We start from the raw sequence: 21,756 nt of genomic DNA, 5'->3' as shown, positions 1-21,756 counted from the left end.
ATTCCTTATTAGCGGTTAGGCACAGCGGGATATAAAAATTGCAGCAGGCCAGCGCGACCTACCAGAGCTAATTCATTGCCCCTGTCCTGCATAATTCCGGCCAACACTGTATTACTGATGTGTTCGAAACGTTGAACAGACAAATCCTGCGGGTCTATAAACAATAAAGTTCCAGAGTGCCCTGCCAGTACTATAGTGCCGTCTGCCATCACCGTGCCGCTATTAATATTGTAACGAGTCGAAGCTTCTACAGACGTGAAGCTTTCACCATCATCTTCAGAGATAAAAACGTTTCCCCGTAAACCATAAACCCATAAACGTCCCTGCTGATCAAAAAGTCCACCAAATAGTGAACCATGATACGGTGAGTCTAATAAGTCCCAGTTGCTTCCCTGATCCTGACTGCGGAATAAAAGCCCTGCTTCACCAATAATAAAAAGGTCGCCCTGATCATTATGTATCATCTTATTCAGGTGAAAACCGCGTGGATTCTCCAATCGGTCATTTAAAATTTCCCAGCTGTTTCCAGCATCAGTGGTACGTAACAAAGTGCCATAAGCCCCGAGTGCAAAACCAGTTTCAACATCGATAAAGTGCACATCCAGAAAGGGTTTGGTTGGCCCTACGTCAAACTGAATTTCAGCAGCCTGAATCATAAAGCTGAGTTCATCCAGCAGATATTCATATTCATAAGCTTCGTCTTCATCTTCTGCATTTTCGATGGCCTGCTGTAACTCTTGCTCTCTCTCCTGCAACCAGGGGTACTCCATCTCCAGTAACTCATAACCATCCATAATCCGTTGCCAGCTGGCACCCGCATCCTGGCTGCGTAAAATAACGCCATCATGGCCAGAAACCCAAATATGGTTCGCATCAGCATAGGATATTGATGTGAGTAATACGCTGGTGGGTACTTCTACCTGTTGCCAGTCACCGCCGCCCTCTCGTATTAAAATGGTACCAAAGGCGCCAACAGCGATGCTGTGGTCAAGGTAACTGGCAATATTAGTAAATACCGCCTGTTGCGCGTTAGGTACCTGAGGTGAAGGTTCATATATAACATCGTACTGGTTATTCTCTGATTCGTTTGTGGCTGCTACTGTCTGCAAGCTAACGCCTGCTACTAAGGCAACCAATAAAGCGATCATTCTCATTCTATTCTCCCAAGGGGGTTTTCAGTCGCTATTCTGTTCCCGATTGTATAGTCTAACAAGCGTTTGAAAACCCCTAAAGCAAAAAATAACGGCAGACTTGCGACCAGCTGCTGAATTTTCAGCCGTAATGAAACCATGTTCCATACATTTGGTCTTATAGAAGTGTTGCAAATTCATTGCATTGGTTTCATGCTTAGCATGACTGATAAAAACGCCTTATTTAATTTTTACAACTTTTGGTGTAGCTTACTTCAGGTAAGCACAGTAACAAGGATAACGAAAATGAGAAAAACGATGCTAACCGCCGGATTTATGGCACTGTCTCTGGTTTCTGCCAGTGTATCAGCTGCTGTATCCGAGGAAGAAGCAGCTCGACTTGGCGATGACTTAACACCTATAGGTGCTGAGCGCGCCGGTAACGCTGACGGCACTATTCCAGAATGGACTGGCGGCCTGTCCCGCCCGGGCGAAGACACTGAGCGGCCACAAAATCCATTTCCGGATGATGAACCTCTTTTTACTATTACTCATGACAACCTGGACGAGTATCGCGATAAGCTGTCACCGGGTCAAATAGCAATGTTTGACCGCTATGACACTTTTTATATGCCTGTCTATGAGACTCGTCGTACTTCAACCTACCCCGATGATATTTTTGAAATTGTCGGAAATAATGCCAGAAATGCCTCGTTGGTTGAAGGCGGTAGTGGACTGAATGATTTTAGTACCGCTATTCCTTTCCCTATTCCTGAGTCTGGCATTGAAGTTATATGGAACCATCTGACTCGCTATCGGGGCGGCAAAGTGGAACGGGTAGTCAACCAGTTCCCAGTGCAGTCAAACGGTCGTTTTGAAGCCGTTCGCCTGCGTGAACAGTTAGTATGGCCAGAATATCTTCAGGGTGGTCGCGATGAAGATGCAGATGACAATATTCTGTTTTACTTCCTGCAACAGGTACTGGCACCGGGTCGCCTGACAGGTACCGTACTGTTGGTTCACGATACGATTGATCAGGTTCGCGAAGGTCGTCGGGCGTGGATTTATAACGCAGGTCAACGTCGTGTTCGTCGTGCTCCAAACGTAGCTTATGATGGTCCAGGCACAGCGGCTGATGGTCTACGTACCTCTGATCAGCTGGATATGTATAACGGCGCGCCTGATAAGTACGATTGGGAACTCGTCGGTAAACAGGAACTGTATATCCCGTACAATAATTATAAGTTATTGGATACCGACCTGTCTTATGACGACATCATTCATGCTGGCCATATGAACCCTGAACATGTTCGTTATGAACTGCATCGGGTATGGAAGGTTGAAGCACGTCTGAAAGAAGGTGAGCGTATGATTTATTCACGCCGTACTTTCTATATCGACGAAGACACCTGGACAGCCTCTGTTATTGATCAATATGACGGTCGTGACGAGTTATGGCGTGTATCTCAGGCCTACCATGTGCAATTTTATGGTAATGACGTGCCGTGGATGGCCTCAGAGTCAGTATATGACCTGAACAACGGTCGTTATATTTCTCTGGGACTGGCTAACGAAGAACGCGAGTATATGAACTTCGACATCGAACCTCGCCGTAGTGACTTCTCAACCCAGGCTTTACGTCGTATGGGTATTCGTTAAGTTCTGAATACGTGACGAAAAAAGGCCAGCCCGTTTCTGCGAGCTGGCCTTTTTTATTTACTGTCAGCAGTGATAGTAGCTATTTATCGCGTACCAGGCGAGCCATCAGACTCGAAGTGTCCCAGCGGTTACCACCCATATTCTGAACTTCTGCATACAGTTGATCAATCAAAGCACTACCAGGCATAGTGGCGCCCTGCTTACGACCTTCCTGCATGGCAATATTCAAATCTTTGCGCATCCAGTCAACGGCAAAACCAAAGTCGTATTCCCCTTTCCACATAGTATGCGAGCGGTTCTCCATCTGCCAGCTGTTTGCTGAGCCCTTACTAATGGCTGCAATTAAGGCTTCAGGATCTAAACCTGCCTGTTTACCAAAAGCCAGACCTTCTGACAGCCCCAGTAAGACCCCTGCTATACACATCTGATTTACCATCTTAGCCAACTGGCCACTACCTACTGGCCCTTGCAAGCCGTAGTGATGAGAATAGCTCTGCAGCATACGTTCAATGATACTCAGGGTTTCTTCATCACCACCTAACATCACTGTAAGTTTGGCATTATCAGCTCCAGCCTGACCGCCAGATACCGGGGCGTCCATGAATTTGACCCCCTGTTTAGCCGCAGCTTCACCTAATTCACGCGCCAGGTCGGCAGATGCTGTCGTATGGTCGACTAAAACTCCCCCTTCGGGAATACCGGCCAATACACCATCATCTCCGTACACTACGCTGCGCACATCGTCGTCGTTACCAACACATACGAAAACGGCATGCGCATCTTCGGCTGCAATAGCGGGAGTGCTCGCTGCACGACCCGCAAACTCATCGCACCAGGCTTCTGCTTTGCTGGCGGTTCGGTTATATACACAAACGTCAAAACCGGCATTCTGCAAATGTCCGGCCATGGGGTATCCCATGACGCCCAATCCGATAAAGGCTACCTTAATACTCATTCAGGCTGCTCCTGTGGTTAAATTTTACGAAGTAGAAAATGCTGATAACGGCCTAAGCGTCGATAAGGTTCCTGACGACGATAAGCCAGTTCCATGGTAATTAAATCATCTCGTGTCTGATGCTCCAGGTCACGCAGGTAATCATGAATGCAGCGCACACCGCTGTGAACACACAAGGTTAACGGTAGCTGTATCAGCCAGTTCTTTACCTGACTGATGTTAAGTGGCTGCTGCGGGCTAAAGCGTACTTTTTTCTTTACCTTAAGACCTGCATTCACATAATCAAAATTACCATAAACCAGGTTAGCCATAGTTTTTGCTTCCCGGTTGTAAAACATCAGTGATAGCCAACCCTTATCTGCCAGCAGGCTATTTAGCAGACGCAGCGCAGCGAATGGGTTCTCCAGCCATTCAAGCACCGCGTGGCATAGAATAATATCGAAAGGAGGCTGTTCCGCCAACACTTCAGGTAGCTCTTGCAACGAGCAGTGATAATATTGATATTGAGCCTGCAGCCCTGACGCTGTATGAGCCTGCTGGGCGAACTGCACCATTTCAGCGGCAATGTCAGTATGTGTTACCTGATGCCCTGCCTGCGCAAATAACTGGTTTACCTGCCCCATACCAGCGCCTACATCAAGCACTCGCAACGGCTTTTGCCCCTCAATCAGGCTTTTTAAATCCGCAGCCAATACTGTCTGGCGAATTATTCCTTTTGAAGTGTCATAAATATTTTTCTGAAAACGCGACACATCGGTCGCAAAGCTTCTGTCAGTCATTGTCAGGCCGGATTATCAATGTCTATAAACTGCACCTGAACGTCATACTCAGCCGCAATTTTGTCACCCAGGGCCTTTACGCCGTAGCGCTCTGTGGCATGGTGTCCAGCCGCGAAGAAATGAATACCACACTCTCTCGCAATATGAATAGTTTGCTCAGAAACTTCACCGGTCACAAAGGCATCAGCTCCGGACTCAACCGCAGCCTCGATAAAACCTTGTCCCCCACCAGTGCAAAGCGCGACTTTTTTAATTAGCGAGGAATGTAACTGAGAGGCGGTAAGAGGACGCTGCAATAAGCCCTCAAGCTGCTCAGCAAAAGTTTCGCCAGTTAGGGCTTGTGGTAACACACCCTGCTGCACGATTCCTTCAGGACTAAGACCAGACAAAGCCTGCAGTTCCTCTAATTGAAGTAACCTGGCCAGCTCTGCGTTATTGCCAAATTCAGCTTGTATGTCTAAAGGCAGGTGGTAGGCAATCAGGTTCATATCCTGCTGCAGCAATTGCTTCAAGCGGCGTTTTTTCATACCGGTAACCCGCTCATCTTCACCTTTCCAGAAATAACCATGGTGCACCAGCAGCGTATCTGCGTTTACTTCAATAGCAGCATCAATAAGCGCCTGACTGGCCGTGACTCCGGTGACTATCTTGTTAATCTCTTCACGCCCTTCAACCTGTAACCCATTCGGGCAGTAATCTTTGATCATTCGGGCCTGCAGCCATTGCTCCAGACTGCGCAACAAGACTGAACGCTGCATACAGGGAAACCTCCAATTTGCCAGCTATAATGTATTTTTTTTAACCGCAATAGACAGTCAGGTTAAAACAAGGTATAAAAAGTTAAACCAATTCAAAACATAGTAACACACAGGAATATTCCAATGAGCAAACTGGATAAAGAGAAAGTCATTGAGGAGTTCAGCGCCGCTTATAAAAAAGCCAACGGCAAAGCCCCTAAAGTTGAAGACTCGAATGGGTGGTTCAGTGTTGATGACGGTAAAAACATACGTCTGGCGCAACTGGACGAATGGCGTCAGGAGCTGGAAGGAAGCAGCAGTAAGAAACCGGCGACGAGCAGTAAAGCGACTAAAGCTAAGGCACCCGCCAGTAAAACCAAGAGTAAAGGCAAAAGCTCCGCTTCCGGCGTGACCGCTAAACAGCTATGGCGTGAAAAATTAGCTCAGGATGCTCGTGATTGTCGCCTGCCCCGTGGCTTTCCAGCTGAATAAAACATCTGCTCCTGAACATTAAAAAAGCGCCTTTCGGCGCTTTTTTTAATGTTCTCAATTATTTGTCTCAGCTTCTATCAACTGGCATTTTCACCCGCCGATAACGATGCACCAGAAAGTCACTACGGTGCACTTTCAGGACCTCAGCATCAAAGTCACCATGAGAGACTTCGTAATACTCATCTGACAGCTCACGCACCACTCGCCCCATTTTGCCCTGATTTTTGCCACGTTTAATGTACACGGATTGTCCAAGAAATTGTGGGCTATTGTAGAAAAAACACACTCCACTCATAAAACAGGCCTCGATGGAAAGACAGCTCGAATATATATGCTATCGGACTTTAATGTAAAAACTGAAGTGCCATTATCCATCTAATCGTTCAATATACAAAGTAATATCACCTACCCGGACACCGAAATAACGCATTTCTGTACGGTTAATGATTCTGTCCTCGTCCAGCAGATACATCCAGTCATCCAGGGTCAGGGTCATTCCCCGACCATCTATATCTACTTCCAGCTGATAAACCCAGTGTAATGCATTACCTTCAACCTGGCCTTCAGCGACCCCCACAACATCGCTGGCACGGCCTTCATAGGTCTTCTCGCCAGTTTTAGTGAGATACCATACGCGTTGTTCTTCACGTCCATCATCCCAGTAAAACATTTCGTCCAGCACGCCCTCATTACCATCCCAGGTACCTTCCATAGTAGCGGTAAAACGCTGAGTTACTTTGCCCTGTCGGTTCTGCACCATGCCATGAGCGACCAGAGAGCCGTTAAAAAACTCCTCTAATTTGAGCTCCGGTGTCTCTCCTTCGTAGTCACTGATACTGGCGGAACAGGCCACCACTAAAAACAGGCTTAATACCAACAGGCCGTTGCGTATATAATTAATCATTATCGTTCTCCCAGTAACTCATCCCGGTTACGACGGTAACTCGAGTTTTCATCTAACCAGATAGCAAAAAACTGCGTGGCGAATGCATTGCTTGCTATTTTTCCTAATTCGCCATCGGCACTGTAAAAACGTATCCCAGCGCCGTTTTCATGATAAGCCACCAAACAATCACCGCTTTTTACATCCGGCCACATATCACGCAATTCACTTAACCACTGACGTTCGTTGTCGCCAATGCTATATCCAAGCTTTTCCCACTCGTCTTCGGTGGTATCTACCAGAGTGTCAGCTTTGATGCTGCGCAGATAATCGAGTCGTAATGCCACCTGTTCAGCTTCAGGGTAACGTCCGCTATCTGTCATTAACTCAGCGTCATAAACGCGAAACAACATAACCCGTAAGCGAGTGGAACCTATCTTTGTCAGTTCCTGAGTTACCTCTGGGGTACACTGACTTGCATATGCGGGAAATGCGCCCAGGCCACCAGCAAACACCAGAGCAGCAGCTACCATCTTTAATCCAGTCATTTGAAGCTCTCCTTGTTCGCGCTGTTAATAAAGTACAGGATGAGCATCATTAACAATGCCCAGATAAATGAATAAGCAGTTCCGACCAGCCAGGGGTTAGTTAACATTTCAGCGGCACCCAGACGAACACCGGCAAAATAAGTAATGGGGCCAAAGATAATGCCGGCCACAGCGGCTAACCAATAACGCTGGCCGAGCCAGCCAAATACCACCAGAGCCATCGCGCTAAAGCCCACCCACAGTAATACCAGCCAGACTGGTAAATAGTCAGTGCCCGTGAAGGTAATCAAGCCCAGGGCGACCACAAGATATTCAGCTATCAATCCCACAGTAATGATTACTAAGAGCGCTTTACGCTGCTGCCACAAGTATTTATAAGCGCTGGCATACAAAACAACGACCATTAATGAGGTAGCCCATAACCAGTCTTCCCTGCCCCAGACTGCGGACAACCAGACGACATCAAATAAAAAGAAGTGAATCAGGCGTTGGAGGTGAGTTTTCGTAAGGCCCCCTTATCAGCAGGTTTAGTTGCTGTGAACTGCACTGCACTAACCCGACGCTCGCTGAAACCTCCTTCGCAGTAACAAAGGTAGTAATTCCACAGTCTGAAAAAGCGATCATCATACCCCAGGCCATTTAATTCACTGCGACGACTGTTAAAACGCTGCCGCCAGTCGCTTAGCGTTTTCGCATAATCCAGGCCAATATCATCCAACTCACGAAGCACCAGGTCGGTTTTACTCTTCAATAAACGACTCATTAGTTCAATAGAAGGCAGGTAGCCACCAGGAAATATATGTCGCTGAATAAAATCAACATCACGGTTGTAAGCCTGTGCCCGTTGATCAGCAATGGTAATAGCCTGAATTACCAGACGGCCGTTTTCTTTCAATAAATCACTACATTTGCGGAAAAAACCGGGCAAATACTTCTCACCCACGGCTTCAATCATCTCGACCGAAACCAGCTTATCAAAACGCCCTTCCAAATCCCGGTAATCCTGTTTTAACAAGGTTATTTGCTGGCTCAGTCCCAAAGCGTCAACACGCTCTTTGGCATAATCAAACTGGGCATCGGAAATCGTCGTCGTAGTAACTTTACAGCCATATTCCTGCGCGGCAAAAATAGCCAGTCCGCCCCAGCCAGTGCCTATTTCTAGTAGATGGTCATCGGGCTGCAAATCCAGCATCTGACAAAGTCGATGCAATTTTTCCTGCTGAGCTTCTTCGAGGTTTGCCTGAGGGTGTGGATAGATAGCGCTGGAATATTGCATGCGCTGGTCCAGAAAACGGGTATAGAGATCATTGCCCAGATCATAATGGGAAATGATATTTTTGCGTGCCTGCTTTTTATTATTGCCACGAGTCAGATAGCTCAGTTTCTGAAAAGGCCAGGTAATCCAGCCAAAACGTGCACTGATTTTATCCATTGCCTGCAGGTTCGCCGCAAAGAAACGAATCACAGCCAACAAATCAGGGCTACTCCAGTCACCGTCGGTAAAGGACTCGCCAGCGCCTATGTCACCGTCAAATAAGAAACGGCGAAACATGCGTGGGTGATGAACCTCAATGCGAGCGCGAGGTTCTGCTTCGGCATGACCATACTCACCAATGACTTCACCCTGTTCGACCAGCGTCAGGTGGCCATGCTGCGCATAACCAAGTACTTTAAGCCCCAATTCGCGACTTAACTTATCTAACCAGTTTGCTGACTCTGGAGCCGCTAGCGCTCGTTCACTTTCAGCCATACTTCAAATCCTCAGTCTGTACTTCCCTCTGTATCACCGCGTTTATTAACTTATTTTTTTGCCGGCGGATGACCATAAAAAGGTACTTTTTTAATAAACAGCTTTAATGCCTGCCAATAAATTCCGGTCACAATGCTTAACGTCATGACCGGATGTTTTCTTAATACGCTTTTTATGTGTTCTTGGTTCAGCTCGACACGAGATAACAGCAAAGTAGCGTCAAATTCACGCTCCTCACGGTGGGCTTCAATATGTACAAACTGAGCTTTACCTGGTTGTTTTATCTTCCACTGATAACGCATGTCCATGGGATTAAATGGGGATACATGAAAAGCTTTGTCGGTCGGTTTCTGGTTGGCTAAATCCACCAGATAATAATGCCTTTCCAGCCAGGGAGTATTACTGACTTCAGCCATCATATGGCTATAAGAACCGTCTTCCTGTTGCAGGAAGTAACAGTTTAAGGGGCTAAAAAACATGCCCCAGCAACGAATATTGCCGAGAAAATAAACTTTACCCGCCAGAGGAGTCTCCGCTAAAGCAGACATCTTTGCAATAACCGCCTCAGTAAGCGTCGCCGACTCCGGCTTCCACAGTCCGCGCAAATAATCTTGTGGCCGAAAACTCAACGGTGCGAACCTGTCGCCAGTGCTGAGCCAGCGGCTTTGGCGATTCACCTGCTCCAGTTCATCCAGTGCAAACCACCACTGCACCAGCTCATAATTGAAATCATGGCGCCGCGGCACAAAGCGGCGATGCCGTACTTTGCCAAGATAAATAGCGCTGTTCATCAATCCTGCTCCAACTCTGCCACTCTCGGCATCAGGTTAAAACGATGGGCCACATCAAAAGCGCTGTGTACGCCATCTTCATGAAAACCGTTATACCAATAGGCACCGCAAAAGTGAGTCCTGTTCTGACCGCATATTTCAGTACGACGGGCTCGGGCCGCGAGTGATTGCAGACTATACACAGGGTGCTGATAAACAAATCGACGCAGAATTTTACTGTCGTCGATCATAGCGGTGTTATTCAAAGTGACACAATAAGTCTGCTTCGTATCCAGGCTCTGCAGAATATTCATGTCGTAAGTGACCGAGCTTAACTGGGCTGTTTTATGTTCACCCTTCGGTAGCAGATAATTCCAGCTGGCCCAGGCGGCGCGACGCTTCGGCAGCAAGTTAGTATCTGTGTGCAATACCACTTCATTAGGCTGATAAGGAATAGCGCCTAAAATACCGGACTCAGCTTCACTGGGGTCGGCCAGCAACTGCAGTGCCTGATCACTGTGACAGGCCAGCACCACTTCATCAAACTCACGGATGCTTCCATCACCAAGATGAAGTTGCACGCCCTGCTCAGAACGCGTAATACTTTGTATTCTGCAATTCAGATAAATATTATCTTTAAAACCCGCCGTCAGCGCTGGTATATAAGAGCGGGAACCGCCTTTTATAACCGCCCATTGGGGCCTGTCCTGAACGTTCAGTAAGCCATGATTCATAAAGAAGCGCAGGAAGAAACCAAGAGGAAAACGTGCGGCTTCCTGCAAACTCGCCGACCAGATGGCGGCGCACATAGGGTACAGATAATTGCCCCGAAACAATGACCCCACGTTTAATTCATTAACAAAATCATCCAGCGTGCGTTCATCCAGGGCGGCGCCCTCTTCCTGCAAGGCTTTTTTAGCCGCTTTATTAAAACGCAGAATGTCTGCCAACATACGGTAAAAAGAAGGTCTGAAATAGTTACGCTTCTGAGCAAACATGCTGCCCAGGGTATGGCCATTGTATTCCAGCCCGGTATCCGGATTATGTACGCTAAAACTCATTTCAGCGTCCTGCCAGGCAACCCCCAGTTCACGCATCAAATGACGAAACCTGGGGTAAGTGCGGTCATTGAATACAATAAAACCAGTATCAATGGCCAGAGAAGAGCCATCTGATTCTTCTATATCAACAGTGGCTGTATGGCCACCTATGTAATCATTGGCTTCAAAAACCTCAACCTCGTGCTCTTTGTGTAACAGGTAAGCAGTGGTTAGCCCGGAAATACCACTTCCGACAACGGCAATTTTCATTGAGCGTCCTTCTCTTTCATTTTTTTCGATATCCTGTCCTGTAAAGCGGCAGGTAACTTGTTTAAAAAGCGCATGATCCAACCAAACAACCGCGGGAAATAAATACTGGATTTACCTTTAGCAACGCCCCGGCGAAGCGCAGCCGAAGCTTCTTCTACGCTAACCCGCATCGGCATGGAAAAATCATTGGCGTCGGTCATTGGTGTTTTTACAAAACCCGGAGTTACACTCAGTACCTGAATGCCCTTAGGCGCTAAATCAACACGCATGCTTTTAGCAAAATAATGCACTGCAGCTTTGCTGGCACCATAAGCCTGAGCCCGGGTGAAAGGAAGCAACCGGGCCATGCTATCCACAACCACCAGTTTGCTACCCGATTCTAGTTGAGGAAGCAAAGCCTGGGCGCAATAGACCACACCAAAAAAATTAGCGTCAAAAACCCGTTTAACCAGCGCGGCTTCAAAGTGCTGAGCATCATCTATGTATTCACAGACACCCGCATTCAGAATGACAACGTCTAAACCAGTTAGCCCTCGCAGTGCAGATTCACATTCTGAATCCTGCGTCACATCAAAACGCAAAGTCGACAACTCACCGGTCACCGATTGAGTTAAGGTATCTAACTTGTCCTGAGAGCGGCCACAGGCGATCACCTCATGACCTTCAGCACTGTAGTCTTTAACCAGCTGCGCCCCTATGCCTGAGGTCGCGCCCGTGATCAGTATTTTCATTCGGGCTTCATCCGGTTTTTGACCTTGCCTGTGAGCCAGCCCAGTACAGGCACATGCTCATAAACCAGAGCGCCCATATCGTAATAATCGATATGCTGGCGAATACTGTTCTCTTCGTCGTCAAAAATAATATGGGTAACGCCAGGCACTACAATTTCAGCGCCGTCCATTATTTTGGGATGCGCAAAGCGCATCTGCCAGCTTAAAAAAGCGCTGTCATCACCGATAACTTCGTCTTCAAAGGCAAAACGACAATAATCGATATTCTCCATGCTGTGCGCGAGATAGCTTTCAAGGTCTTTGAGGCCGTCGACCTGCTGCACGGGATCGCGAAAAATAACATCTTTATGGTAGAATTTATCCAGCTCGTTTAACTTGCCTTTATCCATCTCTTCATAAAACTCTTTCAGTGCGCTCAATAGTTCTTTATTTTTCATTTTTCAACCCTTTGAATGTAGAGATAAAACGCTCTCGAGCGTCTTTATGCTCGACCATGGGTAAAGGATAATCGGTCTCTCCACGCGCCCTTAAGTATTCAGATGGGGCGTGAATATGTTTAACCGGGACCTGTTCCAACTCTTTAACCCATTTACGGATGTACTGACCATCAGGATCAACCTGCTGGCTTTGACGGGTCGGGTTAAAAACGCGGAAATACGGCACCGCATCAGTACCAGTCGAAGCACTCCACTGCCAGCCACCGTTATTAGCGGCAAAGCTACCGTCAATTAACTGCTGCATGAAGTAGCGTTCGCCCCAGCGCCAGTCAATATGCAAATCCTTACACAAAAAGTTAGCAACTATCATACGCACTCTATTGTGCATCCAGCCTTCCTGTAATAGTTGCCGCATACCTGCATCCACAATAGGAAAACCCGTTCGACCTTCAGTCCAGCGTTTAAAATCACTCTGATCATGGCGCCACGGATACGCTTCGGTATACTCCTGAAACGCCTGGCCATAAGAAAGCTTTGGCACATGCCACATTAAATGCTGATAAAACTCGCGCCAGGCCAGTTCGCTAAGCCAGGTATGAGGTCCTTCATTAAGTCCGTAAGGAAAATCCGGAGATTGTGACTGCAACAACCGCGCTGCGGCTCGCGGAGCAATCACTCCTAACTCCCAGAAAGGTGACAGACGGGAAGTTGCATCCAGCGCTGGCACGTCACGACTGGTCTTATACTGATTAACCTCTTCACGCAGAAAACGGCTCAATCTATCTCTTACCACATGCTCGCTGCCTGCCCAGGCTGCACTGTTTTTCTTCTCACCAGCGAGTTCAATGCTGTGCACATTATTAATCTTAGGTCTCTGCCCTGCCAACGATTGCGGGGCATCGATGCCATCCGCATCTAACACCTTTAACCAGGCCTTAAAAAAAGGCGTGAACTTTTTATAATAGGTACCGTTGAGTGTTTTTACCTGACCCGGTTTAACCAACAGATTACTGTCAAACCAGTGGCATTCCATGCCATGGCGCTGTAACCAGGCATTCACGGCCCGGTCACGACGCACTTCATGTAAAGGATAGTCTCTGTTTGCATAAAGCGCTGCAGCTCCCCTCTTCTGACACAATTGCAGCAGTTCGGCTGGCAACTGGCGGAAGTAATCGCAGCTCAGTATGACTAAAGGAACGCCCTTTTCAGCCAAATCCTGTTGCAGATAATTCAGTTGCCGCTGCAGTAAATCACGCTTTATAGGGGCCCAATCATGCTCTTGCCACTGTTTTTCGGTGATTGTAAATACCGCAACTACCTGCTCGTGATTGGCACAGGCCTGATGCAAGGCATCATTGTCAGCAATTCTTAAATCCTGGCGAAACCATACTACCGCTGTCATATTAAAGCCCGTATCTTAATTTAAGGTCATTCGGATAGGGCGAAAGATAGGATTGCTGCAGCAAATAATCATCCGGATGCTTTTTCAGATAATGTTTAATCAGCGTAAGTGGCACCATTAAAGGTTGCTGTCCCTCTCTGTACTCAAGAATAAGGCTGGCTAGCTCTTCTTTTTCATCACTGTCGAGCTGATCTTTAAAAAAGCCCTGAATGTGTTGCAGCACGTTCGTATGGTTTTTCTTGCTAGCAGGCTGCGACAGCGCGTCCATCAGAGTTTCAATATAATAAGTCTTAAATTCAGCCGTTATTCGTTTCTGTTGCGCAAGTTCACGGCCCAGCCGACGATACACTGGTTGGTTATGAGCAAGCAGCGTGAATTTCTGCGACGCATGGAATTGGTGCAAATCGGCGGATTGTAGCGGCTGAGGCAAACGCTGCCAGGCGTTATATACATAAAGCCGCAAGATAAAGTTTTCGCGCAGTAAAGGGTCGTTCAGGCGGCCATCTTCTTCCAGCGGTAATGCTGGCATCAGCTGACGCAATCGGGCAGCAAAAATACCCATGCCCTCTTTACTATTCATGTTGCTATCGGGCTGATACACGCGAACGCGTTCCATACCGCAACTTGGTGATTTAGCGCAGAGTACATAACCGCTTAACTCAGCAAGTTGAGTTTGTCGTTGATCCGCAAAGTCGGCTAACTCTACAGTGATATCCTGCCCCGTTTTAGGGATAACCGCCCGCGGTGAGTCTGTGTCCCCCTCTCCTTCAAGCCTTATAGTAGGTCGCGGAACCGACAGACCAATGCCCACTTCCGGGCAGTAAGGTACAAAGTGTACATGTCGGCCCAATTCATCATCGCAGAATGACGAACGCTTATGGCCACCGTCGAATCTAACTTTTTGTCCTAATAAACAAGAACTTATTCCAACTTTTATCACTCAGAACTCCGCTCAGCATTAAATATTTCGAAAAATAGGTTTAATTTTCAACCCAGATCTCACTTAATCATAGATCCAGACAACTCTAGTACGCGTAGTCTATGCAACAGGTTCATAAACGTAAGAAGTAAAACTATGACACCATTTAAAGAGACAGCAATAGCTTTATTTCCACTGACCTCCCATGTATTGCCCGGAGGCAGAATGAAATTGCGCATTTTCGAACAACGTTACATTAGAATGGTGAAAGAATCGCTTGCCGAGCAAAAAAGTTTTGGCATTTGCATGTTAGATCCTAAAGGACAAACTGAAAACAACTCTCATATACTCCCCATAGGTACCTTGGTTAATGTAGTGGACTTCGAGTCATTACCCGATGGCATGCTTGGCATTACCGTCGCTGGTGAACAGCTTTTTGAAATTAAATCGGTGAATAGCGAAAAAGACGGCTTGCATCGTGGTCAGGTTATTTTAAAAGAGGAGTGGTCTTCGTCACCCGTTAGTGATCAAGACGTACTGCTGCAGCAACGCCTGCAGGAGGTGTTTGAAGCCTACCCGGAGATTTCTCAGATGTATCCGGAAACGCGCTTTGATGACGAGCCCTGGATATGTCAGCGTTGGCTGGAAATTTTACCTTTGGAACCGGAAAAGAAACAGGAGCTGCTGGCGAACCAGCAGACACAGCCGGTCAAAGATTTTATTCGTCAGCTGGTGGAATGATCCTTTTACGTTGCTATCGCGTTCTATAAATATAAACACGCTAAATACTTTGAGTACGTAGTCAACAGGCTTATACTGATATGCAGTTAGAAACCAAAAAAGAAGCGCCAAGACCCGTTATGAAAACGACTCAGTCTACTGACGTGGAGTACCTTGCTGGCTTGTTAGCTACCGTTGCAAATGAACGTAGTCGTCAAGCATTTAGCGAGCTGTTTCGCCATTACGCACCTAAGTTACTGGCTTATGGCTCCCGTCAATTTGGTAATGAACAAAACGCCTCTGATTTGGTTCAGGAGACGATGACTAACGTATGGCACAAAGCGCATTTGTTTAAAGCTGACAAGGGTTCTCCTACGACCTGGATTTTCACTATTGCGCGTAATATTCGTTTTGACTTGCTGCGCAAAAACAAACACCGTCGCGATGAAATAAGTGCTGATGAACTATGGCCAGTGCTATCTGATCCTGCTGATAATTCAGAAGACGAATATTCACTTGATCGCAGTGTATTGATGCAACAGATTGGTGGTTATTACAACCAGTTACCAGATGCTCAGCGCACGGTTATTGAAAAGATTTATATAGAAGGCAAGTCACAACAGGAAGTTTCTGACTCATTAGGTATACCACTGGGAACCGTTAAATCCCGGACCCGACTGGCCCTGCGTAAGCTGAAAGAGTTGATTGTAGAATGATTAAATCGCACCCATCAGAAGCCATGCTGAACAGCTTTGTCAGCGGTACCTTAAGCCCGGCACTGAGCCTTATTGTGGCTACCCACATAGACATGTGCCCGCGTTGTCAGCACATAGTATCTGAACTTGAACAGGAACTGGCCGAGCAAATGTTAGCAACGCCGGCCAATCTGGGTTCTGCAGACAGCCAAATGATGCTGGAAGCCATTTTTAACTCGCAGGAACCTGTTATCGAGCAAAGCAGCGAGGCTGATAATGAGTCCGCCGGCTTGATTACCCTGGAAGGCAAGCAGTTTCATTTACCCCGCGCCCTCGCCCGCCAACGGGATCGCATTGGCCCCTGGAATAAAATGGTGGGTAAATTATGGCGTGCGCCGCTTAATCTGAGCACGGAAGAAACCACCAATTTAATTTATATGGCAGAGCACAGTGGTGTTCCTGAACATACCCACAAAGGTATGGAAGCAACGCTGGTTATCAATGGTCGCTTTAATGATGAGTTTGACAGCTATACAGACGGTGACTTTATTTTACTCGACGGTTCACGTCAGCATACACCGCAAACTTCAGATGAAGACTGCCTGACGCTGGCTGTTATGGACCAACCCTTGCATTTCACATCAGGTCTAAGTCGACTGTTAAACCCATTCAGCAGTATCTTTTTCCGCTGAAAAAAGCGCCAAATCAGAATAAAAAACCGACCCAAGGTCGGTTTTTTATTGCTTATAATTACTTCGCTTTGGCGTCTTCCACCCTAACCTTTAATTTTTGTCCCGGCCGGAAGGTGACTACCCGACGGGCAGAAATTGGAATATCTTCGCCAGTTTTCGGATTGCGCCCAGGGCGTTCAGCTTTGTCCCTAAGCTCAAAGTTTCCAAATCCCGACAACTTAACCTGTTCGCCGCTCTCTAAAGCATCTCGTATTTCTTCAAAAAAAAGCTCGACCAGTTCTTTGGCTTCTTTCTTACTTATACCCACTTTATCAAACAAGTGTTCTGCAATTTCTGCCTTTGTCAGTGCCATATTAGCCATCCCGTAATACTGCATCAAATTCCTGTTGCATCAATTCTACAACGTCGCTTACGAACTGATTCACTTCCTGCTCTTCCAGTGTCCGTTCGGTATCCTGCAGTGTCATAGAAAGTGCCAGACTCTTCTTACCTGCCGGCGTATTTTCACCTTGGTATACGTCAAACAAGTTTAGGTCAACCAAGCGGTTTTCGCCAAATTTATCAATAACAACAAGGATTTCCCCCGCAGAAACTTGCTCATCAACCAGAATCGCCAGGTCTCTGCGTATGGAAGGATACCGAGATATCTTGCCAGCTTTCGGAATTATACGCTGCTGCAAAGCCTCAAGCGTGAGTTCAAATACAAACACCCGGCCTTTCACACCAAAGGTTTTACTAAACTGCGGATGCAGCGAGCCCACGTAACCAACTAGCTGTTCACCGAGAAATATGGCTGCGCTTTGTCCTGGGTGCAAAGCAGAGTGCTCGCTGCTGACAAAACGGAAATCCTGTTTACGCGCCGTCAGAGACAATAGACTTTCGACATGACCTTTAGCGTCATAAAAGTCCACCGCCTGCTCACCATCCGCCCAGTGTTCGCCTTGTACGCTACCCGCTATAATCCCAGCTACGACCGCTTCCTGGCGAACGCCATTTTCAGCCTGTTCATCGGGCGTAAAGCGCAGTCCGGTTTCAAACAAACGCACACTGGCTTGTTGACGCTTCTGGTTATACCCAACTGCATTCAAAAGGCCTGGCCACAGACTCAGACGCATGGAGGACATTTCAATAGAAATCGGATGCGGCAGCGTTAAGGTGGCCTGATCCGGAAACAACGCCGCCTGGTGTTTAGGATCGACGAAACTATAAGTAATAGCTTCCTGGTAGCCCTGGGCCATCAAAGTGCGCTCAATATCACGAATGCTGAGGTTCGCTTCAGGTGTGCGTTGCATACGCAGTTCAGCTACCGGAGCGACCGTAGGTATATTGTTGTAACCATACACCCGTGCCACTTCTTCAATTAAATCTTCTTCAATAGTGATATCAAAACGATAGGTAGGTACTTCAACCTGCCAACCGTCATTTTGTTCAGTCACAGCAAAACCTGAACGCTGCAGAATTTCAGTGACCTGAGCATCTTTTACCACTACGCCCAGCACTTTGGCTAAACGTTCACGGCGCAGTGTTACCTGAGCCGGCTTAGGTAAGTGTTGTGCTGAGACGGCTTCGGTTACCGGGCCGGCTTCGCCACCACAGATCTCAATCAATAAGGCTGTGGCGCGTTCCATAGCCTGCGCTTGCAGCTCAGGATCCACGCCCCGCTCATAACGATGAGACGCATCAGTATGCAAGCCAAAACGTCGTGCTCGGCCCATTATGGCATCAGGTGCAAAGAAAGCGCTCTCAAGGAAGATGTCCTTGCTGTCTTTATTCACACCGCTGTTTTCACCACCAAAAATGCCCGCCATCGCCAGTGCTTTTTGTTCGTCGGCAATCACCAGGATGTCTTCGCTTAAGCTGACTTCCTGGCCATCCAGCAACGTAAGGGATTCGCCAGGTTTGGCCATGCGCACCACAATATTGCCCTGCAACGACTGTAAGTCAAAGGCATGCATCGGATGACCCAGTTCCAGCAGTACGTAGTTGGTAATATCTACAACAGCGTCAATAGAACGCACGCCACTGCGACGCAGGCGTTCTTTCATCCACAAGGGCGTTGGTTTGCTGACATCGATACCACGGACCACACGGCCCAGGTAACGTGGACAGGCAGCTGGTGCCTCTAAAGTAACTTCCAGCGCATCCTGAATACCTGGGTTCACAGCGGTTATTTGCGGTGCAGTTACATCAAGGTTATTTAACACCCCGACTTCACGGGCTATGCCTTTGATTCCCAGGCAATCAGCGCGGTTAGGTGTTAAATCGACATCCAGGCTTTTATCATCCAGGCCCAGCCATTCGCGATAATCTTTACCTACAGGCGCGTCCAAAGGTAATACAAGAATGCCATCGGTATCATCTTCCATGCCCAGCTCTGAGCCGGAACACAACATACCGTGCGACGGCATGCCACGTAGTTTGGCTTTTTTGATTTTGAAGTCGCCAGGCAACACCGCGCCTACTTTCGCCACTGCTACTTTAATGCCCAGGCGGCAATTCGACGCGCCACAGACAATATCCAATAACTCACCAGTGCCGGCATCTACTTTGGTTACCTGCAATTTATCGGCATCTGGGTGTTGACCACATTCAACCACTTCACCGACTACTACGCCTTCAAAATTGGCTGCTACCGGCGCCACTTCGTCCACTTCCAGACCAGCCATGCTCAATTGTTCTGCCAGCTCGTCACTGGTTAACTCAGGGCTGACCCACTCACGTAGCCATTGTTCACTGAATTTCATGTTTGCTGGTCCTTATTTAAACTGCTTGAGGAAACGAAGATCATTTTCAAAAAATGCACGCAGGTCACTTACACCGTAGCGCAGCATAGTTAAACGCTCGACGCCCATGCCAAAGGCAAAACCTGTGTATTTTTCGCTGTCTATACCAACAGATTTCAGTACATTCGGGTGCACCATGCCGCATCCCAATACTTCCAACCAACTGCCACCCGCGCGACGCACGTCGACTTCAGCTGAAGGTTCAGTGAATGGGAAATAAGAAGGACGGAAGCGAATTTCCAGATCTTCTTCAAAGAAGTGATGCAGGAAATCATGCAGTATGCCCTTCAGCTCAGTAAAGCTGACATCGGTATCGACCATCAAACCCTCGACCTGATGGAACATCGGGGTGTGCGTTTGATCGTAATCATTACGATAAACACGGCCAGGCGAAATAATACGTAACGGCGGTTGCTCCGTTTCCATGGTCCGTATCTGCACGCCGGAAGTCTGGGTGCGTAACATGGTGGTTGGGGTAAAATAAAAAGTATCATGATCCGCCCGCGCCGGATGCTGGGCAGGGATATTCAAAGCATCAAAATTGTGGAAATCATCTTCCACTTCAGGCCCTTCTTTAACAGAAAAGCCTAACTGACCAAAGTAATCTTCAATACGCTGAATGGTCCGGGTTACCGGATGCAAAGCACCAGTTTCAGATCGACGCCCGGTCAGGGTCACATCAATGCGCTCCGCAGCAAGCTTTTGATCCAGCTCGGCTTTTTTCAGTTCTTCATTGCGTGCATTCAGAATTTGCTGCAATTCCTGCTTGGCCTGGTTAATCAGCTGCCCCGCTTTAGGACGCTCTTCTGCAGATAACTTGCCTAATTGCTTCAACTGTTCGGTCAACAGGCCTTTCTTGCCCATATAATTGACCCGTACTTCGTCGAGCGCGGCGGGCGACTGCGCCTCAGCAACCGCTGTTTTGGCTTGCGCCAATATCTCGTTTAACTGCATGATTTCCCTCAACCATCTGGTGTTTCAACCGGCAACTGGCACGCCTCGGCCAGCGTAAATTCAGTTCATAAAATGAAAGCGGCAATGATACCTGAAAGTGCACAAAAAAGGGAGCCGTGAGGCTCCCTTAATCATTCTGAATGCGATACTCGCGAGAGTGACTAGCTTACGCCAGACCTTCTTTAGCTTTCGCAACCAGAGCAGCAAAACCTGCCTGGTCATGAACCGCGATATCAGCCAGAATTTTACGATCGATTTCTACAGAAGCTTTCTTCAGACCATTAATGAAACGGCTGTAAGATAAACCACTTTGACGCGCCGCAGCGTTGATACGAACAATCCACAGTTGGCGGAATGTGCGTTTCTTCACACGACGGTCACGGTATGCGTATTGACCTGCTTTCGTGACAGCCTGTTTTGCTACACGGAAAACACGACTACGTGCACCATAATAACCTTTCGCTTGCTTCAGTATTTTCTTGTGACGCGCTCGCGCGACGACACCACGTTTTACTCGTGCCATGCTTTATCTCTCCTCTTTCGTACGACTTATGCGTACGGCAACATACGAACAACTAGGGCTTTATCATTCTGGTGTACCATGGACTTGGCACGCAGGTGACGCTTACGCTTAGAGCTCTTTTTGGTCAGTATGTGACGCAGGTGAGACTGCTTGCACTTAAAACCACCTGAAGCAGTTTTCTTGAAACGCTTGCTAGCGCTTTTTACAGATTTCATTTTAGGCATTGCTAAAACTCCGCATTGTATCCCCTACTGGGGTAACATATTTAAATGTGTGACAGGGTGAAAGGCAGCTGTAAACAGCCACCCTTACTTGAAGACCACAATCACTTCTTATTAGGTGCCAGCACCATAATCATCTGGCGACCTTCAGCCCGGCGAGGGAAGAACTCGCACAAAGCAATGTCTTCAAGGTCAGTTTTGACCCGTTCCAACAGCTCAGTACCCAGTTCCTGATGTGCCATTTCCCGGCCACGGAAACGTATAGTGACTTTTGTTTTGTCACCACCCTCAAGAAAGCGACGCAGGTTGCGCAGTTTTACCTGGTAATCGCCTTCATCAGTTCCAGGCCGGAATTTAACTTCCTTAACCTGAATCTGTTTTTGCTTCTTCTTCGCCTCTTTCTGTTCCTTGCTTTTTTCGTACAGGAACTTACCGTAATCCATTACGCGACACACTGGCGGTTCTGCATTAGGACTGATCTCGACGAGGTCTACCCCCGCTTCTGCTGCAGCGTCTAGTGCTTCGTTCAAACTTACGATGCCAGCTTGCTCACCCTCTAAATCGATTAAACGAATTTCAGGGGCTGTGATGTCATCATTAATTCGGGTTTTATCGACCTTCTGGCCTCTTTTTCCGCCTTTAATTGTGTATTCCTCCAAACAGGAT

At 47.6% G+C, this 21,756-nt stretch carries 26 protein-coding genes; 5 read left to right on the top strand and 21 right to left on the bottom strand.

Annotation, left to right across the window (positions count from 1 at the left end; translation table 11 throughout):
• Positions 1 to 8: 8 nt before the first annotated feature.
• Positions 9 to 1,154 carry a WD40/YVTN/BNR-like repeat-containing protein gene (locus CWE09_RS02445; protein ID WP_126802353.1) on the bottom strand — a complete coding sequence of 382 codons (1,146 nt, stop codon included), beginning with the start codon at positions 1,152 to 1,154 and terminating at the stop codon, positions 9 to 11.
• A 282-nt stretch (positions 1,155 to 1,436) separates the two neighbouring features.
• Here CWE09_RS02445 and CWE09_RS02440 point away from each other — a divergent pair, with 282 nt between their 5' ends.
• Positions 1,437 to 2,789 (top strand): DUF1329 domain-containing protein, encoded by a 1,353-nt coding sequence (locus CWE09_RS02440; protein WP_126802352.1) that lies wholly within the window; start codon positions 1,437 to 1,439, stop codon positions 2,787 to 2,789.
• Positions 2,790 to 2,868: 79 nt separating this feature from the next.
• Here the strand turns inward: CWE09_RS02440 and CWE09_RS02435 are convergent, their stop codons facing one another.
• The 3 genes from CWE09_RS02435 to CWE09_RS02425 are packed head-to-tail and all read right to left on the bottom strand — an operon-like array spanning position 2,869 to position 5,281.
• Entirely contained in the window at positions 2,869 to 3,744 is an 876-nt protein-coding gene (locus CWE09_RS02435; protein ID WP_126802350.1) for an NAD(P)-dependent oxidoreductase, read from the bottom strand.
• Between the two features lie 17 nt (positions 3,745 to 3,761).
• Entirely contained in the window at positions 3,762 to 4,523 is a 762-nt protein-coding gene (locus CWE09_RS02430) for a methyltransferase domain-containing protein (protein ID WP_126802348.1), read from the bottom strand.
• Between the two features lie 2 nt (positions 4,524 to 4,525).
• Positions 4,526 to 5,281, bottom strand: a complete 756-nt coding sequence (locus CWE09_RS02425) for a Nif3-like dinuclear metal center hexameric protein (RefSeq protein WP_126802346.1) — start codon at positions 5,279 to 5,281, stop codon at positions 4,526 to 4,528.
• A gap of 123 nt (positions 5,282 to 5,404) precedes the next feature.
• On the opposite strand from CWE09_RS02425, the gene CWE09_RS02420 reads away from it, so the two are divergent.
• Positions 5,405 to 5,752 carry a hypothetical protein gene (locus tag CWE09_RS02420; protein ID WP_126802344.1) on the top strand — a complete coding sequence of 116 codons (348 nt, stop codon included), beginning with the start codon at positions 5,405 to 5,407 and terminating at the stop codon, positions 5,750 to 5,752.
• 67 nt (positions 5,753 to 5,819) lie between these two features.
• Here CWE09_RS02420 and CWE09_RS14140 read toward each other — a convergent pair whose 3' ends face one another.
• From CWE09_RS14140 to CWE09_RS02370, 11 genes are all read right to left on the bottom strand, one after another.
• Positions 5,820 to 6,047 carry a DUF3912 family protein gene (locus tag CWE09_RS14140; protein ID WP_275541085.1) on the bottom strand — a complete coding sequence of 76 codons (228 nt, stop codon included), beginning with the start codon at positions 6,045 to 6,047 and terminating at the stop codon, positions 5,820 to 5,822.
• Between the two features lie 72 nt (positions 6,048 to 6,119).
• The gene (locus CWE09_RS02415) at positions 6,120 to 6,656 is read right to left on the bottom strand and encodes a DUF3833 domain-containing protein (protein WP_126802343.1); all 537 of its coding nucleotides are present in this window, start codon (positions 6,654 to 6,656) and stop codon (positions 6,120 to 6,122) included.
• Positions 6,656 to 7,183: a chalcone isomerase family protein gene (locus CWE09_RS02410; protein WP_126802341.1), complete on the bottom strand. Its 528-nt coding sequence runs from the start codon at positions 7,181 to 7,183 to the stop codon at positions 6,656 to 6,658. Before CWE09_RS02410 ends, CWE09_RS02415 begins: the two co-directional genes overlap by 1 nt.
• Positions 7,180 to 7,635 carry a DUF2878 domain-containing protein gene (locus CWE09_RS02405; RefSeq protein WP_157982790.1) on the bottom strand — a complete coding sequence of 152 codons (456 nt, stop codon included), beginning with the start codon at positions 7,633 to 7,635 and terminating at the stop codon, positions 7,180 to 7,182. Before CWE09_RS02405 ends, CWE09_RS02410 begins: the two co-directional genes overlap by 4 nt.
• A gap of 29 nt (positions 7,636 to 7,664) precedes the next feature.
• The gene (locus CWE09_RS02400) at positions 7,665 to 8,933 is read right to left on the bottom strand and encodes an SAM-dependent methyltransferase (protein ID WP_126802339.1); all 1,269 of its coding nucleotides are present in this window, start codon (positions 8,931 to 8,933) and stop codon (positions 7,665 to 7,667) included.
• A 50-nt stretch (positions 8,934 to 8,983) separates the two neighbouring features.
• A complete protein-coding gene (locus tag CWE09_RS02395) occupies positions 8,984 to 9,724 on the bottom strand; it encodes a DUF1365 domain-containing protein (RefSeq protein WP_126802337.1) in 741 nt (246 codons plus the stop codon).
• Positions 9,724 to 11,013: an NAD(P)/FAD-dependent oxidoreductase gene (locus tag CWE09_RS02390; RefSeq protein ID WP_126802335.1), complete on the bottom strand. Its 1,290-nt coding sequence runs from the start codon at positions 11,011 to 11,013 to the stop codon at positions 9,724 to 9,726. The genes CWE09_RS02395 and CWE09_RS02390 overlap by 1 nt, the downstream gene beginning before the upstream one ends.
• The gene (locus CWE09_RS02385) at positions 11,010 to 11,744 is read right to left on the bottom strand and encodes an SDR family NAD(P)-dependent oxidoreductase (RefSeq protein ID WP_126802333.1); all 735 of its coding nucleotides are present in this window, start codon (positions 11,742 to 11,744) and stop codon (positions 11,010 to 11,012) included. The genes CWE09_RS02390 and CWE09_RS02385 overlap by 4 nt, the downstream gene beginning before the upstream one ends.
• Positions 11,741 to 12,181: a nuclear transport factor 2 family protein gene (locus CWE09_RS02380; RefSeq protein WP_126802331.1), complete on the bottom strand. Its 441-nt coding sequence runs from the start codon at positions 12,179 to 12,181 to the stop codon at positions 11,741 to 11,743. Before CWE09_RS02380 ends, CWE09_RS02385 begins: the two co-directional genes overlap by 4 nt.
• Positions 12,171 to 13,583 (bottom strand): deoxyribodipyrimidine photo-lyase, encoded by a 1,413-nt coding sequence (gene phrB, locus CWE09_RS02375; RefSeq protein WP_126802329.1) that lies wholly within the window; start codon positions 13,581 to 13,583, stop codon positions 12,171 to 12,173. The genes CWE09_RS02380 and phrB overlap by 11 nt, the downstream gene beginning before the upstream one ends.
• Before the next feature lies 1 nt (position 13,584).
• Positions 13,585 to 14,523 carry a YbgA family protein gene (locus CWE09_RS02370; RefSeq protein WP_126802327.1) on the bottom strand — a complete coding sequence of 313 codons (939 nt, stop codon included), beginning with the start codon at positions 14,521 to 14,523 and terminating at the stop codon, positions 13,585 to 13,587.
• Between the two features lie 135 nt (positions 14,524 to 14,658).
• Here CWE09_RS02370 and CWE09_RS02365 point away from each other — a divergent pair, with 135 nt between their 5' ends.
• The 3 genes from CWE09_RS02365 (at position 14,659) to CWE09_RS02355 (ending at position 16,609) form a co-directional block, all read left to right on the top strand.
• Positions 14,659 to 15,243 carry an LON peptidase substrate-binding domain-containing protein gene (locus CWE09_RS02365; RefSeq protein WP_126802325.1) on the top strand — a complete coding sequence of 195 codons (585 nt, stop codon included), beginning with the start codon at positions 14,659 to 14,661 and terminating at the stop codon, positions 15,241 to 15,243.
• A gap of 80 nt (positions 15,244 to 15,323) precedes the next feature.
• Complete coding sequence (locus CWE09_RS02360; RefSeq protein ID WP_126802323.1) at positions 15,324 to 15,938, top strand: sigma-70 family RNA polymerase sigma factor; 615 nt, start codon at positions 15,324 to 15,326, stop codon at positions 15,936 to 15,938.
• Positions 15,935 to 16,609 (top strand): ChrR family anti-sigma-E factor, encoded by a 675-nt coding sequence (locus tag CWE09_RS02355; RefSeq protein WP_126802321.1) that lies wholly within the window; start codon positions 15,935 to 15,937, stop codon positions 16,607 to 16,609. The genes CWE09_RS02360 and CWE09_RS02355 overlap by 4 nt, the downstream gene beginning before the upstream one ends.
• Positions 16,610 to 16,667: 58 nt before the next feature.
• On the opposite strand, the gene ihfA is transcribed toward CWE09_RS02355, so the two are convergent.
• The 6 genes from ihfA to infC all read right to left on the bottom strand — a co-directional run bounded on the left by ihfA (position 16,668) and on the right by infC (position 21,749).
• Positions 16,668 to 16,961 (bottom strand): integration host factor subunit alpha, encoded by a 294-nt coding sequence (gene ihfA / locus CWE09_RS02350; protein ID WP_126802319.1) that lies wholly within the window; start codon positions 16,959 to 16,961, stop codon positions 16,668 to 16,670.
• A 1-nt stretch (position 16,962) separates the two neighbouring features.
• Positions 16,963 to 19,353, bottom strand: coding sequence for a phenylalanine--tRNA ligase subunit beta (gene pheT, locus CWE09_RS02345; protein ID WP_126802317.1), 2,391 nt, complete (start codon positions 19,351 to 19,353; stop codon positions 16,963 to 16,965).
• A 12-nt stretch (positions 19,354 to 19,365) separates the two neighbouring features.
• On the bottom strand, positions 19,366 to 20,346 hold the full coding sequence (pheS, locus tag CWE09_RS02340) for a phenylalanine--tRNA ligase subunit alpha (protein WP_126802315.1): 981 nt from the start codon (positions 20,344 to 20,346) through the stop codon (positions 19,366 to 19,368).
• Positions 20,347 to 20,512: 166 nt separating this feature from the next.
• On the bottom strand, positions 20,513 to 20,869 hold the full coding sequence (gene rplT, locus CWE09_RS02335; RefSeq protein WP_126802313.1) for a 50S ribosomal protein L20: 357 nt from the start codon (positions 20,867 to 20,869) through the stop codon (positions 20,513 to 20,515).
• Between the two features lie 26 nt (positions 20,870 to 20,895).
• Complete coding sequence (gene rpmI / locus CWE09_RS02330; protein WP_126802311.1) at positions 20,896 to 21,093, bottom strand: 50S ribosomal protein L35; 198 nt, start codon at positions 21,091 to 21,093, stop codon at positions 20,896 to 20,898.
• 101 nt (positions 21,094 to 21,194) lie between these two features.
• Positions 21,195 to 21,749: a translation initiation factor IF-3 gene (gene infC / locus CWE09_RS02325; protein ID WP_198679580.1), complete on the bottom strand. Its 555-nt coding sequence runs from the start codon at positions 21,747 to 21,749 to the stop codon at positions 21,195 to 21,197.
• Between the last annotated feature and the right edge of the window lie 7 nt (positions 21,750 to 21,756).

The sequence above is a fragment of the Aliidiomarina minuta genome (assembly GCF_003987145.1).
In the GTDB taxonomy this organism is placed as follows: domain Bacteria; phylum Pseudomonadota; class Gammaproteobacteria; order Enterobacterales; family Alteromonadaceae; genus Aliidiomarina; species Aliidiomarina minuta.
The sequence above is the reverse complement of the archived record's forward strand: the minus strand, read 5'-3'. Positions and strand labels throughout refer to the sequence as shown.

Coding starts and splice junctions, on each gene's coding strand:
- CWE09_RS02445 (WP_126802353.1), bottom strand. CDS start 1,154: ATGAGAATGATCGCTTTATTGGTTGCCTTAGTAGCAGGCGTTAGCTTG.
- CWE09_RS02440 (WP_126802352.1), top strand. CDS start 1,437: ATGAGAAAAACGATGCTAACCGCCGGATTTATGGCACTGTCTCTGGTT.
- CWE09_RS02435 (WP_126802350.1), bottom strand. CDS start 3,744: ATGAGTATTAAGGTAGCCTTTATCGGATTGGGCGTCATGGGATACCCC.
- CWE09_RS02430 (WP_126802348.1), bottom strand. CDS start 4,523: ATGACTGACAGAAGCTTTGCGACCGATGTGTCGCGTTTTCAGAAAAAT.
- CWE09_RS02425 (WP_126802346.1), bottom strand. CDS start 5,281: ATGCAGCGTTCAGTCTTGTTGCGCAGTCTGGAGCAATGGCTGCAGGCC.
- CWE09_RS02420 (WP_126802344.1), top strand. CDS start 5,405: ATGAGCAAACTGGATAAAGAGAAAGTCATTGAGGAGTTCAGCGCCGCT.
- CWE09_RS14140 (WP_275541085.1), bottom strand. CDS start 6,047: ATGAGTGGAGTGTGTTTTTTCTACAATAGCCCACAATTTCTTGGACAA.
- CWE09_RS02415 (WP_126802343.1), bottom strand. CDS start 6,656: ATGATTAATTATATACGCAACGGCCTGTTGGTATTAAGCCTGTTTTTA.
- CWE09_RS02410 (WP_126802341.1), bottom strand. CDS start 7,183: ATGACTGGATTAAAGATGGTAGCTGCTGCTCTGGTGTTTGCTGGTGGC.
- CWE09_RS02400 (WP_126802339.1), bottom strand. CDS start 8,933: ATGGCTGAAAGTGAACGAGCGCTAGCGGCTCCAGAGTCAGCAAACTGG.
- CWE09_RS02395 (WP_126802337.1), bottom strand. CDS start 9,724: ATGAACAGCGCTATTTATCTTGGCAAAGTACGGCATCGCCGCTTTGTG.
- CWE09_RS02390 (WP_126802335.1), bottom strand. CDS start 11,013: ATGAAAATTGCCGTTGTCGGAAGTGGTATTTCCGGGCTAACCACTGCT.
- CWE09_RS02385 (WP_126802333.1), bottom strand. CDS start 11,744: ATGAAAATACTGATCACGGGCGCGACCTCAGGCATAGGGGCGCAGCTG.
- CWE09_RS02380 (WP_126802331.1), bottom strand. CDS start 12,181: ATGAAAAATAAAGAACTATTGAGCGCACTGAAAGAGTTTTATGAAGAG.
- phrB (WP_126802329.1), bottom strand. CDS start 13,583: ATGACAGCGGTAGTATGGTTTCGCCAGGATTTAAGAATTGCTGACAAT.
- CWE09_RS02365 (WP_126802325.1), top strand. CDS start 14,659: ATGACACCATTTAAAGAGACAGCAATAGCTTTATTTCCACTGACCTCC.
- CWE09_RS02360 (WP_126802323.1), top strand. CDS start 15,324: ATGCAGTTAGAAACCAAAAAAGAAGCGCCAAGACCCGTTATGAAAACG.
- CWE09_RS02355 (WP_126802321.1), top strand. CDS start 15,935: ATGATTAAATCGCACCCATCAGAAGCCATGCTGAACAGCTTTGTCAGC.
- ihfA (WP_126802319.1), bottom strand. CDS start 16,961: ATGGCACTGACAAAGGCAGAAATTGCAGAACACTTGTTTGATAAAGTG.
- pheT (WP_126802317.1), bottom strand. CDS start 19,353: ATGAAATTCAGTGAACAATGGCTACGTGAGTGGGTCAGCCCTGAGTTA.
- pheS (WP_126802315.1), bottom strand. CDS start 20,346: ATGCAGTTAAACGAGATATTGGCGCAAGCCAAAACAGCGGTTGCTGAG.
- rplT (WP_126802313.1), bottom strand. CDS start 20,869: ATGGCACGAGTAAAACGTGGTGTCGTCGCGCGAGCGCGTCACAAGAAA.
- rpmI (WP_126802311.1), bottom strand. CDS start 21,093: ATGCCTAAAATGAAATCTGTAAAAAGCGCTAGCAAGCGTTTCAAGAAA.